This window comes from Pseudomonas sp. RT6P73 (assembly GCF_054897715.1).
Genome location: NZ_JBUBUV010000002.1, coordinates 5,716,742 through 5,732,299, shown reverse-complemented (window position 1 = coordinate 5,732,299; position 15,558 = coordinate 5,716,742). Strand labels below are relative to the sequence as shown.

Genomic DNA, 15,558 nt, shown 5'->3' with positions numbered 1-15,558 from the left:
TGCCGGCCTAATCGCGGGCAAGCCCGCTCCCACAGGGAAGTGTGGCGGGGCTGATTACTTGAGATTGACCTTCGAGTAATCCTGGCGACCAAACGGGCTGACTGAGTAACCCTCGACGTCCTTGCGCGTCAGCGCAAAGGCTGTCGGGTGCGCCAGCGGCAGCCACAGCGCCTGCTGCTGAATCTGCGCCTGGGCCTGTTCGTAGAGCTTGGTGCGCACACCTTGCTCACCGGTGGTCTTGCCGGCGCTGATCAGCTTGTCCAGTTCCTGGTTGCAGTAACGGGCGAAGTTGGTGCCGGATTTGACCGCGGCGCAGGAAAACTGCGGCGTGAGGAAGTTGTCCGGGTCGCCGTTGTCGCCAGCCCAGCCCATGAACAGCAAGTCGTGCTCACCGGCCTTGGCGCGGCGGATCAACTCGCCCCATTCGATCACGCGGATTTCGGCCTGGATGCCGATTTCCGCGAGGTCGGATTGCAGCATTTGCGCGCTGAGGCTCGGGTTCGGGTTCAGCAGGCTGCCGGAAGGTCGGGTCCAGATGGTGGTCTGGAAACCGTCCTTGAGCCCGGCCTTCGCCATGAGTGCCTTGGCCTTCTCGACGTCGTGCGGATAACCCGGCAAGCCTTTGGCGTAGCTCCAGGTGTTCGGCGGGTACGGGCCATTGGCGGGTTCGGCGGTGTCTTCGAATACGGCCTTGACGTAGTTGGCCTTATCGAGCGCGAGGTTGATCGCCTGGCGCACCTCAGGCTTGTCCAGCGGCGGATGTTGGCTGTTGATGCCGACGAACGCGGTCATGAAGGCGTCAGTCTTTTCCACTTTCAGGGTCGGCTCTTTCAGCGCGGCCTGTACATCCAGCGGTTTGGGCGACAGGGCGATCTGGCACTCGTTGCGGCGCAGTTTCTGCAAGCGCACGTTGGCATCCGGCGTGATAGCGAAGATCAGCGGGTCCACCGAAGGCTTGCCACGGAAGTAATCCGGGTTGGCCTTGTAGCGAATCGAGGCATCTTTCTGGAAGCGCGTGAAGACGAATGGGCCGCTGCCGATCGGCTGGCTGTTGAGCTTCTCGGGCGTGCCGGCCTTCAGCAGTTTGTCGGCGTATTCGGCGGAATAGATCGAGGCAAAGCCCATGCTCAGGGTCGCGAGAAAGGTCGAGTCCGGGTGATCGAGGGTGAAACGCACGGTCAACGGGTCCAGTGCGTCGATCTTCTTGATCAGCGCCGGCAACTGCATCGACTGGGCGTGCGGGAAGCCGCTCTGGGCGACCTTGTGCCAAGGGTTCGCCGGGTCTAGCATGCGGTCGAAGCTGAATTTCACGTCTTCGGCGGTCAGCTCGCGCGTCGGGCTGAAGTACTCGGTGCGGTGAAATTTCACCTGCGGGTGCAGTTTGAACACGTACGTCAGGCCATCGGGCGTGACTTCCCAGCTGTCCGCAAGGCTGGCGACCACTTTGCCGCTGGCGGTATCGAAGTCCACCAAGCGGTTCATTAGCACGTCAGCCGAGGCATTGGTGGTGGTCAGCGAGTTGTATTGCACCACGTCGAACCCTTCGGGACTTGCCTCGGTGCAGACGCTCAGCGCGGCGGCATAGGCCAATGGGCTCAGCAGAAGAGGGGCGAGCAGCAGCGGTAGGGCAGCGAGGCGCATGGTCGGATTCCTTTACAGATCGAAGGCCCATCTGCAAGTGCAGTCTGGAAAAGGCTTACCCTAGTGGTAATGCTGTTCACTTAAGCGGAGCAGCCTTACGGTCCACTGGAAATCGGGTTTTCGAAATTTTCACCGTCCTTGGTCTCGAAGGCCTTGGGCGGTGATCCAGAAACAATCCTCCTATCCCTGCTCTCAACTCAGCCAAGCGTCTTCCTGTGGCTGAAATCGGATTAGCCGCCGCCATCACGATCAGTTGCACGGCGATGTACTGACAAACGGGTTTGAAACGGATGTCCGAGGGTGGTCGGCCAAACGCCACCGCCGCCTGACTGGCCTCTCGACGAATCACGTTATAAGCCAGCAATAGCCCCCACACTTCCTGATAGATCAGCTCGACTTTTTTGCTGCGCAAGGTCATTGCGTTCTGTTGCATCGAACTCTTGATGTCCCTGAAGCCCAATTCGATTTCCCAACGCTCTTGGTAAAGTTTGGCAACGGCTTGAGTGTTGTAGGTCTTGGCCGGCAACGACGTCATGACGGTCTTCACCTTGCCTTTGATTTCATAACTGACTTCGCGTACTTCCCAGTGCGTTGGAAGAACCGGGTTTCGCTTTCTGGCCTGCGGTGAGACTTTCATACGCACTAACCTGTCGTGCTGGCTGTAACGGGCCACTTCCTCGCAGACCAGTCCCTTTTTTGCCGGGATCAACCAATGACGGTTGATGCCTGCTCCGCTCAGGCTCGACAGCAGCTCGGCACCCCAAAAACCTTTGTCGAACAGCGTCACCGAGTGGTCGGGTATCTGCTGCAAAAATTCGTCGGCCAAGCGCATTTCACTGCGTCGATAAGGGCTCAATTGAGCATCCATGATCACGTGCGAACGCACATTCATCAGGGCCACCAAGCGCAGCATCGGAAACGGCGTCTGGCGGTCGCTTGGAGTGTTTCCCGACCCGAAGTGATCTCGAAGCTCGGGCGTATCCGGAGTACGCAAAAGTGCACCGTCCACCGCGAATACCTGCAGATCATGCCAGGTATCATCGTCATAGCGCTCCGCGCCCCATTGGGTCCCGGTCTTGCGGAATAACCACTCAACAGGATCGGCACCGAGTCGCTTGCGCGCCTCGGTCACACCACTGCGGGCCAACAAGTGGTCGGTGGCCAGGCCTTGAGCGCAGATGTTCAATCGTCTGGCCACCTCATGAACCGGCTCGTCACGAAACAAGGCCATGCCGAGTACCAACCAGAGCACTTGGTCAGCGGGCAGGCGACGTCGGCGAATGGTCGCCTGACTGGAAAGATCCAGCGCAGACGCTACCCACTCGATGGGAATGTTTTGGGTGAAGGTGCTCAGGTCGCAGAAGTTGAAAAGGTCGCCGAGGTCGAGCAGATCTTGTTGAACAGACATAAAAAATCCGATGCCAGAGGTCTGGCATCGGATTTTCGGATAAGCCCGGCTTGGACTCAAATACTTAAGTGAACAGCATTATACCCTAGTGGGCTCTTTTGCAAATGACTATCCCCTTTTTCATTTTAAGGGGACTATGTGCGCTTGTTTTCGGTGATGCGGGCCGAGGAAAACCCGGAATCGGTCGGTTGGCCGATTCTCTGCGACGAGCGGTCTCTATCGATGACAGCCTTTATCCAAGGCGCTCGCAGCCCGAAAAACGGGGTTTTTATCAAGTCCGTGCACACGGAATGTTGTTGCTCTTCAGTCTTTCTGGTATAAAGCAGCGCTCTTTTCTAGGGGCCCGGTTCCTTCACTGTAGGTGTAGCCGGTAAGACCTCTAAAGAAACGCGGCGCCTGGCGCCAAATGACTGAGAGATTAAGCGGCCAACCCATGCCGGGTTGGGCATGTGGTTTTAGAGGGCTGAGGCATGTCGAGAGTATGTCAAGTTACCGGTAAGGGTCCGGTGACTGGGAATAACATTTCCCACGCAAACAACAAAACCCGTCGTCGTTTCCTGCCGAACCTGCAGCATCACCGCTTCTGGGTTGAAGAAGAGAAACGTTTCGTGCGTCTGCGCGTATCTGCCAAAGGCATGCGTATCATCGACAAGCGTGGCATCACTGTCGTGCTGGCCGAAATCCGCAAAGCCGGCAAGATCTAAGGGAGCTAATCATGCGTGAATTGATTCGTTTGATTTCGAGCGCCGGTACTGGTCACTTCTACACTACCGACAAGAACAAGCGTACTACCCCGGACAAAATCGAGATCAAGAAATTTGATCCGGTTGTTCGCAAGCACGTGATCTACAAAGAAGGCAAAATCAAGTAATTGATTTTTCCCTCTTACGAAAAAGGCCCGTATCGCGAGATACGGGCCTTTTTTGTTGCCTGCGGGTTGTGCGTTGCCTGTCAGTACGCCTTCGCGGGCAAGCCTCGCTCCTACAGGACGGACGCAATCCACTGTAGGAGCGAGGCTTGCCCGCGAAGAGGCCAGTCCTGACAGCACAAATCCTCAGGCCTTCTGTTCAAACGCCACATAAATCTTGCGGCACGTTTCCAGCACTTCCCAGGTGCCGCGGAACCCGGCCGGGATCACGAAGCGATCCCCCGCGCGCAGGGTCTTGCCGTTGCCTTCGTTGTCGCGCAGCACTGAAACGCCCTGAATGATTTCGCAGTACTCATGCTCGGTGAAGTTCACATGCCACTGGCCGACTGCGCCTTCCCAAACCCCCGCATTCAACTGGCCGCAAGGGCTGTTGTAGTGGTTGTAGACCACTTGTTCGGGATCGCCCTTCAGGATTTTCGCCTGGTCCGGTTTGTAGCGCTCGGGCTCGGTAGTGGCGAGACTGAAGTCGACGACATCCTGGATATTCATTGTTGTAATTCCCCGTGATTGCGGCGCGATGGCTGAAAAGACCCAAAGTCTATGTTTATTAAAATGAACATCGCAAGGCCGTTTGCCGGCCTTATGTCAAATATATTGAAACTTCACCTGCCGCTGGTTTAGGGTGGCGGTTGCCTTGGGCCGAAAAATCAGGCTCGCGGGGCAGAATTCCTGAGAACGCCCGCGAAGAACGCGGGGCGCTCGTATTCAATAAGAGGAGGACACTCGAATGACCACCCTGACTCGTGACGATTGGGAACAACGGGCTCGCGATCTGAAGATCGAAGGCCGTGCCTACATCAATGGCGAATACACCGATGCCGTCTCCAGCGAGACCTTCGAGTGCATCAGCCCGGTCGATGGCCGTCTGCTGGGCAAGATTGCCAGCTGTGACGCCGCCGACGCCCAACGTGCCGTTGAAAACGCTCGTGCCACGTTCAATTCCGGTGTCTGGTCGCGCCTGGCACCGACCAAACGCAAAGCCACCATGATTCGTTTTGCCGGCCTGCTAAAGCAGCACGCCGAAGAGCTGGCCCTGCTTGAAACCCTGGACATGGGCAAGCCGATCAGCGATTCCCTGTACATCGACGTTCCCGGCGCGGCGCAAGCGTTGAGCTGGAGCGGTGAGGCCATCGACAAGATTTACGACGAAGTCGCCGCGACCCCTCATGACCAACTGGGTCTGGTGACCCGCGAGCCGGTCGGTGTCGTCGGCGCGATCGTGCCGTGGAACTTCCCGTTAATGATGGCCTGCTGGAAACTCGGCCCGGCGCTGTCCACCGGTAACTCGGTGATCCTCAAGCCGTCGGAAAAATCCCCACTGACCGCCATCCGCATCGCTGCGCTGGCCGTCGAAGCCGGTATTCCGAAAGGCGTGCTCAACGTGCTGCCGGGCTACGGTCACACCGTCGGCAAGGCCTTGGCCCTGCACAACGACGTCGACACGCTGGTGTTCACCGGTTCGACCAAGATCGCCAAGCAATTGCTGATCTACTCCGGCGAATCGAACATGAAGCGCGTCTGGCTTGAAGCCGGCGGCAAGAGCCCGAACATCGTGTTCGCCGATGCCCCGGACCTGCAAGCCGCAGCTGAAGCTGCGGCCGGTGCCATCGCCTTCAACCAGGGCGAAGTCTGCACCGCCGGTTCGCGTTTGCTGGTCGAGCGTTCGATCAAGGACACTTTCCTGCCGCTGGTGATCGAAGCGCTGAAGACCTGGAAACCGGGCAATCCGCTGGACCCGGCGACCAACGTTGGCGCGCTGGTGGATACTCAGCAAATGAACACTGTGCTGTCCTACATCGAATCCGGCCATACCGATGGCGCCAAACTGGTGGCTGGCGGCAAGCGTACCTTGCAGGAATCCGGTGGCACCTACGTTGAGCCAACGATTTTCGACGGCGTGACCAACGCGATGAAAATCGCCCAGGAAGAAATCTTTGGCCCAGTGTTGTCGGTGATCGCTTTCGACACCGCCGAAGAAGCCATTGCGATTGCCAACGACACCCCTTACGGCTTGGCCGCTGCGGTGTGGACCAAGGACATCTCCAAGGCACACCTGACCGCCAAAGCACTGCGCGCCGGCAGCGTGTGGGTCAACCAGTACGATGGCGGCGATATGACTGCTCCGTTCGGTGGCTTCAAGCAGTCGGGTAACGGCCGCGACAAGTCGCTGCACGCGTTCGACAAGTACACCGAGCTGAAGGCGACCTGGATCAAGTTGTAAGTCGGTTTTTCTAACGACGTAGATCCCTTGTGGGAGCGAGCCTGCTCGCGATAGCGGTGTGACAGTCGACATCAATGTTGAATGTTGTTCCGTCATCGCGAGCAGGCTCGCTCCCACATTGTTTTGTGTGTTGCCAAAAATTATCCACAGGAGCGTGGGAAATGCGTTGGGCGACTTATTTCGCCGTGTTGGCGTCTGTCTTGAGTGTCGGCCTGGCCCTGGGTGTCAGCATGCCGCTGGTGTCGTTTCGCCTGGAAGGCTGGGGTTACGGTTCATTCGCAATCGGTGTAATGGCCGCCATGCCAGCGATTGGCGTATTGCTGGGGGCGAAGATCTCCAGCCATCTGGCCTCGCAGCTTGGCACGGCCAATCTGATGCGTCTGTGCCTGTGGGCCGGGGCGGTGTCCATCGGTTTGCTGGCGCTGTTGCCGAGTTACCCTATCTGGCTGCTGTTGCGGCTGATGATCGGGGTGATCCTGACCCTGGTTTTCATCCTCGGTGAAAGCTGGATCAACCAACTGGTGGTCGAACAATGGCGCGGGCGATTGGTGGCGCTGTATGGCAGCAGCTATGCGCTGAGTCAGCTCGCCGGACCGTTGTTGCTGGGCGTTCTGGGCACCGAACACGATTACGGATTCTGGGTCGGCGTCGGTTTGCTCACGGCGGCGCCGTTCCTGCTGCTGGGTCGCAGCGGCGCACCGACCAGCGAAGCCTGCAGCGTCACCTTCATAGACTTGTGGGGCTTCTGCCGGGGGTTGCCGGCGATTGCCTGGGGAGTGGCGCTGTTCGCCGCGTTCGAAGCAATGATCCTGACCTTGTTGCCGGTTTATTGCCTGCGTCAGGGCTTCACCACGGAAATCGCACTGGCAATGGTCAGCACCGTGGTGGTCGGCGATGCCTTACTGCAATTGCCGATTGGTGCGCTGGCGGACTACCTGTCGCGACGCACGCTGTTCACCGGTTGCGCTGTGGTGCTGATGCTCTCGAGCCTGGCGATCCCGATGCTGATCGACACGCTGCTGATCTGGCCGTTGTGGGTGCTGTTTGGTGCCAGCGCCGGGGGATTGTTCACCTTGTCGCTGATCCTGATCGGCGAACGGTATCGCGACGATGCACTGGTGCGAGCCAATGCGCATATTGCGCAGCTGTGGGGCATTGGTTGTCTGATCGGACCGTTGGCCGCCGGTGCCGGCAGCCAGTGGATCAGCGGGCATGCGTTGCCGTTGCTGATGGCGGCGGGAGCGTTTGGATTGGTGATTTTGCTGAGACGCCAAGGCGCGTTTGGCACGGTTGCCGAGCCTGCCTGAGCTTTGCACAAATCTGTGGCGAGGGAGCTTGCTCCCGCTCGACTGCGCAGCAGTCGCAAATCGGAGCCCGCGTTCCGCCTGTTTGAACAGAGGTGGATGATCCGGGGCTGCTTCGCAGCCCAGCGGGAGCAAGCTCCCTCGCCACAATTGATCGCGACTCCTGACTACAACATCCGTTCCAGTCCCACGGCGGTGCTGAACCAGGAATTGAAGCGACGCCACAGGCTCCCGGGTTCCTTGGTGAGCACGTGCATCTTGCCGTCGTCTTCCGTCTCCCAGACGATCCGCTCGTTTTCCAGCTTCACCTGATAACTCAAGGGCGGCGCCATACCCTCCATGGCCGCTTTGCGCACATAGACGGCGAGCTCAGGGCTGTCCACCAATACACCGACTTCGGTGTTCCACAGCACCGAGCGCGGGTCGAAGTTGAACGAGCCGATGAAGGATTTCTGCTGGTCGAAGATCATCGCCTTGCTGTGCAGGCTGGAATCGGAGCCACGGTAAGACTTGCTGTAGAAAATATGCGGCCCGCTGCCGCCACCTTCACCAGGCTGGCGGCGCAACTCGTACAACTTCACGCCGTGTTCCAGCAGCGCCCGGCGATAAGGTGCATAACCGCCGTGCACGGCCGGCACGTCCGTGGCTTCCAGCGAGTTGGTCAACAAGTGCACCGACACCCCGGCGTCGGCCCGGCCGGTGAGGTACACCAGCCCAGGCTCCCCCGGTACGAAGTAAGCCGAGATCATGATCAGCTCTTTGCTGACCCCCCTGAGTTCGGGCGCCAGTTGCGTGGTCAGCAACAAATGAGGATCAGGCTCGCCGTCTGACAAGACTTTGCTCGGTGCATCCCACAATGCCTGGTTCCAGGCCCAGATCAATTCCCGGCGCCAGATGTCCATGCGTGGCTGTGTGGTGTAAGTCATCAGTTGCTGATACAGCGCGTGATTCTGCTTGCGGGTCTCTTCCAGGGATTCTTCCAGGCGCGTGCGGGTATTTTGCAGGTCTTTTTGCGTCGGTCTGCTCGACAGGAATTCGTCGATCGGCTTGCTCAGTGCGCTGTTCCAGTACTGGTCGAAGCTGTGGCCAAGTTGCTCGGCCACCGGCCCGACACCGAGCATGTCGATGTCGGTGAAATTCAGGTTGGGCTCGACATCGAAGTATTCGTCTCCCAGGTTGCGGCCGCCGACGATCGCCGCGCTGTTGTCCGCCAGCCACAACTTGTTGTGCATGCGCCGGTGTTGCAGCGACAGGTTGAACAACCGGCCCATGGTGCGCGTCACGCCGGTGCTGCGGCCCAGGTGCAGCGGGTTGAACAGCCGGATCTGAATCTGCGGGTGCGCGGCGAGGGTGGCGATGATCCAGTCCAGGCCATCGCTGGTGGTGTCATCGAGCAGGATTCTCACGCGCACGCCGCGATCCGCCGCCTTGAGCAACTCGTCCACCAGCATCCGCGTGCTGATGCCGTCATGCACGATGTAGTACTGCAAATCGAGGCTGCTTTGGGCGTTGCGGATCAACTCGGCACGGGCCATGAAGGCTTCGCTGCTATTGGACAGCAGACGAAAGCCGGACTTGCCCTCATGGGGCGCGGCCTGAGCCTGAATTGAACGGCCGAATTCCGAATCGCTGGCGGGCAGTGCCTGGCTCGGTTCGCGCTGAACATCGAAGCTGGCGCAACCGCCCAGGAACGAGGCGAGTAACAGAAGAGCGAGCAGGGGCTGTCTGACTCTCACGTGGGATCGTTCCGATTGGCGGCAAATGTCGGCATATGGACGCTGGTTTCCTGAGAAAGGTCAGTCAGTGATGTAATCCGATTCCGCCAGCAGTTTGATCGCTGCGGCGCCGACCTTGCGCACGGCCTCTTCGATCAGCGGTGTTGGCTTGGCAGCGTAGTTCATCCGCAGACAGTTGCGGTACTTGCCCGAGGCGGAAAAGATGCTGCCGACGGCAATCTGTACGCCTTGATCGTGCAGGGCGCGATTCAGTTTCAGGGTGTCGAAGCCTTCCGGCAGCTCGACCCACAGCATGAAGCTGCCTTGGGGGCGACTGGCGCGGGTGCCAGCGGGGAAGTAGCGCGTGACCCAGTCGATCATCAAGTCGCGGCTGCGCTGGTATTGCGTGCGCATCCGCCGCAAATGCGGTTCGAAATGTCCGGCCTTGAGAAATTCGGCAATCGCAATCTGCGGTTGTGGTGCTGTGGAGCCGGTGCTGATGTATTTCATGTGCAGCACCCGTTCCAGATAGCGGCCGGGCGCGACCCAGCCGATGCGCAGACCGGGCGCCAGGGTTTTGGAAAAGGAACTGCACAGCAGGACGCGGCCGTCTTCGTCGAAGGATTTGATCGTGCGTGGGCGCGGGTAGCTGTAGGAAAGTTCGCCATACACATCGTCTTCGATAATCGCCACGTCGAAACGCTGTGCGAGCAGCAACAACGCGCGTTTGCGCGATTCCGGCATGATGTAGCCCAGCGGGTTGTTGCAGTTGGGCGTCAACTGTATGGCCTTGATCGGCCACTGCTCCAGCGCCAGTTCTAGCGCATCGAGGCTGATCCCGGTGATTGGGTCGGTGGGGATTTCCAGGGCTTTCATGCCCAGGCCCTTGAGGGTCTGCATGGCACCGTGAAAGCTTGGCGAGTCCACCGCCACGATATCCCCCGGCTCGCAGATGGCGCGAATGCTGGTGGACAGCGCTTCGTGGCACCCGGTGGTTACCACCAGGTCGTGGGCCGTCAATTGGCAACCGGAATCAAGCAACAGGCGGGCGATCTGTTCGCGCAGTTCGAGGGTGCCGTAGATGTTGTCGTAATACAGGCCGGGCATGTCCTGCCGACGGCTGATTCGCGCCAGGTTGCGCAGCAGCGGTTTCATGGTCGGCGAGGTGATGTCCGGCATGCCGCGACCCAGTTGCACGACATCCTTGCGCGGGACGGCGCGGATCAATTCCAGCACCTGATCCCACTGCGAAATATCCACCGGGCGCTGGGCCGGGCGGCCGATTGCTGGCAGCTCCGGCAGTTCGCGACCCACCGGTACGAAGTAGCCGGACTTGGGTTTGGGAGTCGCCAACCCGCTGTCTTCCAGCACGCGATAGGCCTGCTGCACCGTGCTCAGGCTGACCCCATGCTCGACACTCAATGCCCGCACCGAGGGCAGCCGGTCACCGGGGCGATAGAAGCCCTGTTCGATACGCGTGCCGAGCAATTCGGCTAGGTTGACGTAAAGGGTCATGGCGCAGTCTCGGAGTGGGTGATTCGTTTAACCAGTACAGATTGGGCGAAAATATCGGATTCAGACGCTAAAACGGAGAATCTGTATGGAGTTAATACAGTCTCGTTGAATCTGTAATGCTTTTCGCCGTCCGCGCATCATGAAAGCTCTGGCTACCCAAGTAAACAGGAGCAATCAAAATGAACGGCTTGAGCGATGTGCGGCTGACGATACACAGTCAGGAACTGGCGGCAGGGCAAATCAACGGCGCACGCGAGGCGGTCATGCGCAACGCACCGTCCGGCCTGAGTCGCTGGGGCTTGTTCTGGCATCGTCTGCACACGCGCAAGGCGTTGCTGGAGCTTACGCCGGAGCAGCTTAGGGATGTCGGATTGAGTCGGGAGCAGGCGCGGGAGGAGGGCTTGAAGCCGTTCTGGCGTTTGTGAGTTGAAACGCGACCACTTGTAGCAGCTGCCGAAGGCTGCGTCCGACTGCGTAGCAGTCGTAAATCAGACGCCGCAGTTTGCCCGAAAGAACGCGGTTGCAGGTTTTGCGACGGCTTCGCCGCCGAACGCTGCCTCGCGGGGCTCGTCAGCTGCTACACGGGCGGCACATGTCGCTGAATCAGGTTCAGACCAATTCTTTAAGCCGATGCCACAACATCCCTAACGCCAATAATGGCGAGCGCAAATGCTTGCCGCCCGGGAAGGTGATATGCGGCACCCGGGCAAACAAATCAAACCCACCCCCCTGCTGCCCGCTGATCGCCTCGGCCAACAACTTGCCCGCCAAATGCGTGGCGTTCAACCCATGCCCGGAATACGCTTGTGCGTAATACACATTCGGCTGATCCTTGAGTCGCCCGATCTGCGGCAGGCGATTGGCGCCGATGCCGATCATCCCACCCCATTGATAGTCGATCTTCACCCCACCCAGTTGCGGGAATACTTCCAGCATCTTCGGTCGCATGTACGCGCCGATGTCCTTCGGGTCGCGGCCCGAATAGTGGCAGGCGCCACCGAACAGCAAACGCCGATCTGCCGAGAGTCGGTAGTAATCCAGGGCCACCCGTTGATCGCAGACCGCCATGTTCTGCGGCAGGAGTGAGTGCGCCAGTTCTTCGCTCAATGGCTCGGTGGCAATGATGTAGCTGCCGGCGGGCAGCACTTTGCCGCTGAGTTCCGGATTCAGTTCGTTGAGGTAAGCGTTGCAGCCCAGCACCAGCGTCTTGGCGCGAACAGTGCCTTGTGCGGTATGGACCGTTACTTCCGGGCCGTAATCGATGCGGGTCACCGCCGATTGTTCGAACAGCTTCGCGCCCAACTGCTGCGCGGCGGCGGCTTCGCCCAGCGCCAGGTTAAGCGGGTGAAGATGGCCCGAACCCATGTCGATCAGGCCACCGACATAGCGGTCGGATCCCACCACCGTATGCATTTCATTGGCTTGCAGCAGCCGGGTTTCGTAGCGGTAGCCGAGGCCGCGCAGCTCTTCGGCGTCTTCGGCAAAGCCTTCGAGGTCGCGGGGCTTGTTCGCCAGGTCGCAGTAACCCCAGGTCAGGTCGCAAGGGATCTGAAAACGCTCGACGCGCTGGCGGACGATTTCCACCGCTTCCAGGCCCATGAGTTTCATCTGGCGCACGCCGTCCGCACCGATCACGTTGGTGAACTGATCGAGGCCGTGGCCGACGCCCCGAATCAATTGCCCGCCATTGCGTCCGCTGGCGCCCCAGCCGATCTTGTGCGCTTCCAGCAACACCACGCTGAAACCACGTTCGGCCAGTTCGAGCGCCGTGTTCAGCCCGGAAAACCCGCCGCCGACCACGCACACGTCCGCCACCAGATCGCATTGCAGTACCGGATGATCGGGCTGCGACAGGCTGCTGGCGGCGTAGTAAGAGGCGGTGTGCTGGGCACGGGCATTCATGTGAGCGTCCCTGATTCGTGTGTCTGGAAAATTTGACGGAGCATAAGCCGGACCTTCCGGCGCGGGCAACATTGGTCGGTTGATGCTGTCTGGATCGCGGCTTTTGCGTCAGACTCCCGGTCTGTCCCGCTTTTGGTTACCGCTTCGATGAGCTGCAACAGTCAGAAAATTCGCACGCTGCGCCAGCAGATCCCCTCGTTCGATTGCGTGCCCGGCTGCCATGACTGCTGTGGACCGGTGACGACCTCACCGGAAGAAATGTCCCGCCTGCCGCGCAAGACCCGCGCCGAGCAGGATGCGGCGATGGATGAGCTCAACTGCGTACACCTGGGGCCCAATGGCTGCACGGTGTATGACGAGCGGCCGCTGATTTGCCGGTTGTTTGGCACCACCAAGACCTTGCCGTGCCCGAATGGGCGGGGGCCGGTGGAGCTGATTCATCCGCGGGTGGAGAAGCAGATTCATGAGTACATGGCTTCCACCCGACAAGTCCTCGTCTAAGGGAAGACCTAGTCGCCTGTAATCGCTAGCAGGCTAGCTCCCACACTGGATCTGTGTCCGCTGAAGATCAACTGTGGGAGCTAGCCTGCTAGCGATGGGGCCTGAATAGACACCAAAAAGTCTCAATCCGGAATCGGCAAGCACAAACTCTCTTTCACCTCTTCCATCACGATATAGCTCTTGGATTCGCGCACATGCGGCAGCTTGAGCAGGATATCGCCGAGCAATTTGCGGTACGAAGCCATCTCGGAGATCCGCGCCTTCACCAGGTAGTCGAAATCCCCTGACACCAAATGGCACTCCAGCACGTGAGGCAGCTTCAGCACCGCACGTCGGAACTCTTCGAAAGTATCGCCGGATTTGTAGTCGAGGCTGATCTCGACAAAGACCAGGAGACTACCCTTGAGGTGCTGCGGATTGAGCCGGGCGTTGTAGCCCATGATGATCCCTTCGCGCTCCAGCCGCCGGACCCGCTCGGTACACGGCGTGGTCGAGAGCCCGACCTTTTCCCCCAGCTCGGTGAAAGAGATGCGTCCGTCCGCTTGCAGGATCCGCAAGATGTTGCGGTCGATCTTGTCCAGCTCACGTTTGGTTTGAGTGTTGGTACGCATAGGGGATGCGCCTCCGTGAAAAGGGTTTTTGCCGAGAATTCTCGCCAAATATAGGCAGTTATATAGTGAAAAGCACTGCCTAATCTTTTTTACACTGCGCACATCAATGCTCTACAACTACGAACGTCAGCGGCGAGCCGCGATGAGGGATATGAAAATGCGCGTTATGGTCTTGGGTAGCGGCGTCATCGGTACCACCAGTGCTTATTATCTGGCGCGTGCCGGGTTTGAAGTGGTGGTGGTAGACCGTCAGCCGGCCGCTGCCATGGAGACCAGTTTCGCCAACGCCGGGCAGGTATCGCCGGGTTATGCCTCGCCATGGGCCGCGCCGGGCGTGCCGCTCAAGGCCATCAAGTGGCTGTTGCAGCGCCACGCGCCGCTGGCGATCAAGGCCACCGCCGACATCGACCAATACCTGTGGATGGCGCAGATGCTGCGCAATTGCACCGCCAGCCGTTACGCAGTGAACAAAGAGCGCATGGTCCGTCTGTCCGAGTACAGCCGTGACTGCCTCGACGAATTGCGCGCTGAAACCGGCATTGCCTACGAAGGCCGCAGCCTCGGTACTACACAACTGTTCCGCACTCAGGCTCAGCTCGACAACGCCGCGAAAGACATCGCCGTTTTGAAGGAGTCCGGCGTGCCGTTCGAACTGCTCGACCGCGCTGGCATTGCTCGGGTTGAACCGGCGCTGGCCGGCGTCACCGACATCCTCGCCGGTGCCCTGCGCCTGCCGAACGATCAGACCGGCGACTGCCAGATGTTCACCGTTCGACTGGCCGAAATTGCCGTGAAACTGGGCGTGGAATTCCGCTTCGGCCAAGACATTCAGAAGCTCGACTATGCCGGTGATCGCATCAACGGCGTGTGGATCGACGGCAAGCTGGAAACCGCTGACCGCTACGTGCTGGCACTCGGCAGCTACTCGCCGCAACTGCTCAAGCCGCTGGGCATCAAGGCCCCGGTGTATCCGCTCAAGGGTTACTCCCTGACCGTGCCGATCACCAACCCGGCGATGGCCCCGACGTCGACCATTCTCGACGAGACCTACAAGGTCGCGATCACTCGTTTCGACAACCGTATCCGTGTCGGCGGCATGGCTGAGATAGCCGGTTTTGACCTGTCGCTGAACCCGCGTCGGCGCGAAACCCTGGAGATGATCGTCAACGACCTTTATCCTCAGGGCGGCGATCTGGCCCAGGCGAGTTTCTGGACCGGTCTGCGTCCGACCACTCCGGACGGTACGCCAATCGTTGGCGCCACGCCGTTCAGCAACCTGTTCCTGAACACCGGCCACGGCACGCTCGGCTGGACCATGGCGTGCGGTTCCGGCCGTTTGCTGGCCGACCTGATGGCGAAAAAAACGCCGCAGATCAGCGCCGAAGGCCTCGATATTTCCCGTTACGGCACCAAACTTCAGGAGTCCGCAAAACATGTCAATCCAGCGCCAGCTCACCAATGAGCGCATGAGCCAGATCGTTGTCCACAGCGGCACCGTTTATCTGGCAGGGCAAGTCGGCGACGACATGAGTGCCGGGATTGAACAGCAGACCCGTGAAACCTTGGCCAACATCGAGCGTTTGCTCGATCTGGCAGGCACCGACAAGAGCCGTTTGCTGTCGGTGACGATTTACCTGAAAGACATCGACGCGCATTTCGAAGGCATGAACGCAGTGTGGGACAAGTGGCTGCCGAAAGGCGTCGCCCCGGCCCGTGCGACAGTTGAGTCGAAGCTGTGCGAACCGGAAATTCTGGTTGAGCTGTCGGTTGTGGCCGCTCTGCCGTAAGCCTGTCAGAAAGATCCCTCTCCCG

15 protein-coding genes are annotated in these 15,558 nt (G+C 59.6%); 8 read left to right on the top strand and 7 right to left on the bottom strand.

The genetic code is table 11. From position 1 onward, the window contains the following. Window positions 1–54 precede the first annotated feature (54 nt). Entirely contained in the window at window positions 55–1,641 is a 1,587-nt protein-coding gene (locus ACYZT6_RS26430) for an ABC transporter substrate-binding protein (RefSeq protein WP_462029241.1), read from the bottom strand. Between the two features lie 76 nt (window positions 1,642–1,717). Next, on the bottom strand, window positions 1,718–3,049 hold the full coding sequence (locus tag ACYZT6_RS26425) for an IS4 family transposase (RefSeq protein ID WP_462027613.1): 1,332 nt from the start codon (window positions 3,047–3,049) through the stop codon (window positions 1,718–1,720). Window positions 3,050–3,519: 470 nt separating this feature from the next. On the opposite strand from ACYZT6_RS26425, the gene rpmB reads away from it, so the two are divergent. Both rpmB and rpmG read left to right on the top strand, forming a co-directional pair. Further along, on the top strand, window positions 3,520–3,753 hold the full coding sequence (gene rpmB / locus ACYZT6_RS26420) for a 50S ribosomal protein L28 (RefSeq protein WP_007894701.1): 234 nt from the start codon (window positions 3,520–3,522) through the stop codon (window positions 3,751–3,753). 11 nt (window positions 3,754–3,764) lie between these two features. Beyond that, complete coding sequence (gene rpmG, locus ACYZT6_RS26415; RefSeq protein ID WP_007894709.1) at window positions 3,765–3,920, top strand: 50S ribosomal protein L33; 156 nt, start codon at window positions 3,765–3,767, stop codon at window positions 3,918–3,920. Between the two features lie 183 nt (window positions 3,921–4,103). Here rpmG and ACYZT6_RS26410 read toward each other — a convergent pair whose 3' ends face one another. Then, the gene (locus ACYZT6_RS26410; RefSeq protein ID WP_109626712.1) at window positions 4,104–4,466 is read right to left on the bottom strand and encodes a cupin domain-containing protein; all 363 of its coding nucleotides are present in this window, start codon (window positions 4,464–4,466) and stop codon (window positions 4,104–4,106) included. 238 nt (window positions 4,467–4,704) lie between these two features. Between ACYZT6_RS26410 and ACYZT6_RS26405 the strand changes: the two genes are divergently transcribed. Together ACYZT6_RS26405 and ACYZT6_RS26400 are read left to right on the top strand one after the other, a co-directional pair. Continuing rightward, a complete protein-coding gene (locus ACYZT6_RS26405) occupies window positions 4,705–6,198 on the top strand; it encodes an aldehyde dehydrogenase (RefSeq protein WP_462029240.1) in 1,494 nt (497 codons plus the stop codon). 161 nt (window positions 6,199–6,359) lie between these two features. After that, on the top strand, window positions 6,360–7,505 hold the full coding sequence (locus ACYZT6_RS26400) for an MFS transporter (protein WP_462029239.1): 1,146 nt from the start codon (window positions 6,360–6,362) through the stop codon (window positions 7,503–7,505). 164 nt (window positions 7,506–7,669) lie between these two features. Here ACYZT6_RS26400 and ACYZT6_RS26395 read toward each other — a convergent pair whose 3' ends face one another. Both ACYZT6_RS26395 and ACYZT6_RS26390 read right to left on the bottom strand, forming a co-directional pair. Then, window positions 7,670–9,238, bottom strand: a complete 1,569-nt coding sequence (locus ACYZT6_RS26395; RefSeq protein ID WP_462029238.1) for a phospholipase D family protein — start codon at window positions 9,236–9,238, stop codon at window positions 7,670–7,672. A gap of 60 nt (window positions 9,239–9,298) precedes the next feature. Next, on the bottom strand, window positions 9,299–10,732 hold the full coding sequence (locus ACYZT6_RS26390) for an aminotransferase-like domain-containing protein (RefSeq protein WP_462029237.1): 1,434 nt from the start codon (window positions 10,730–10,732) through the stop codon (window positions 9,299–9,301). Window positions 10,733–10,911: 179 nt separating this feature from the next. On the opposite strand from ACYZT6_RS26390, the gene ACYZT6_RS26385 reads away from it, so the two are divergent. Continuing rightward, window positions 10,912–11,157: a DUF1127 domain-containing protein gene (locus ACYZT6_RS26385; RefSeq protein ID WP_462029236.1), complete on the top strand. Its 246-nt coding sequence runs from the start codon at window positions 10,912–10,914 to the stop codon at window positions 11,155–11,157. A 184-nt stretch (window positions 11,158–11,341) separates the two neighbouring features. Here ACYZT6_RS26385 and ACYZT6_RS26380 read toward each other — a convergent pair whose 3' ends face one another. Continuing rightward, on the bottom strand, window positions 11,342–12,634 hold the full coding sequence (locus ACYZT6_RS26380; RefSeq protein ID WP_462029235.1) for an NAD(P)/FAD-dependent oxidoreductase: 1,293 nt from the start codon (window positions 12,632–12,634) through the stop codon (window positions 11,342–11,344). Between the two features lie 147 nt (window positions 12,635–12,781). Here ACYZT6_RS26380 and ACYZT6_RS26375 point away from each other — a divergent pair, with 147 nt between their 5' ends. Continuing rightward, complete coding sequence (locus tag ACYZT6_RS26375; RefSeq protein ID WP_462029234.1) at window positions 12,782–13,135, top strand: YkgJ family cysteine cluster protein; 354 nt, start codon at window positions 12,782–12,784, stop codon at window positions 13,133–13,135. A 122-nt stretch (window positions 13,136–13,257) separates the two neighbouring features. On the opposite strand, the gene ACYZT6_RS26370 is transcribed toward ACYZT6_RS26375, so the two are convergent. Beyond that, a complete protein-coding gene (locus tag ACYZT6_RS26370) occupies window positions 13,258–13,746 on the bottom strand; it encodes an Lrp/AsnC ligand binding domain-containing protein (RefSeq protein WP_010465173.1) in 489 nt (162 codons plus the stop codon). A 157-nt stretch (window positions 13,747–13,903) separates the two neighbouring features. On the opposite strand from ACYZT6_RS26370, the gene dadA reads away from it, so the two are divergent. Beyond that, the gene (gene dadA / locus ACYZT6_RS26365; protein WP_462029233.1) at window positions 13,904–15,208 is read left to right on the top strand and encodes a D-amino acid dehydrogenase; all 1,305 of its coding nucleotides are present in this window, start codon (window positions 13,904–13,906) and stop codon (window positions 15,206–15,208) included. After that, a complete protein-coding gene (locus ACYZT6_RS26360; protein ID WP_109626698.1) occupies window positions 15,180–15,533 on the top strand; it encodes a RidA family protein in 354 nt (117 codons plus the stop codon). Before dadA ends, ACYZT6_RS26360 begins: the two co-directional genes overlap by 29 nt. Window positions 15,534–15,558: the final 25 nt, after the last annotated feature.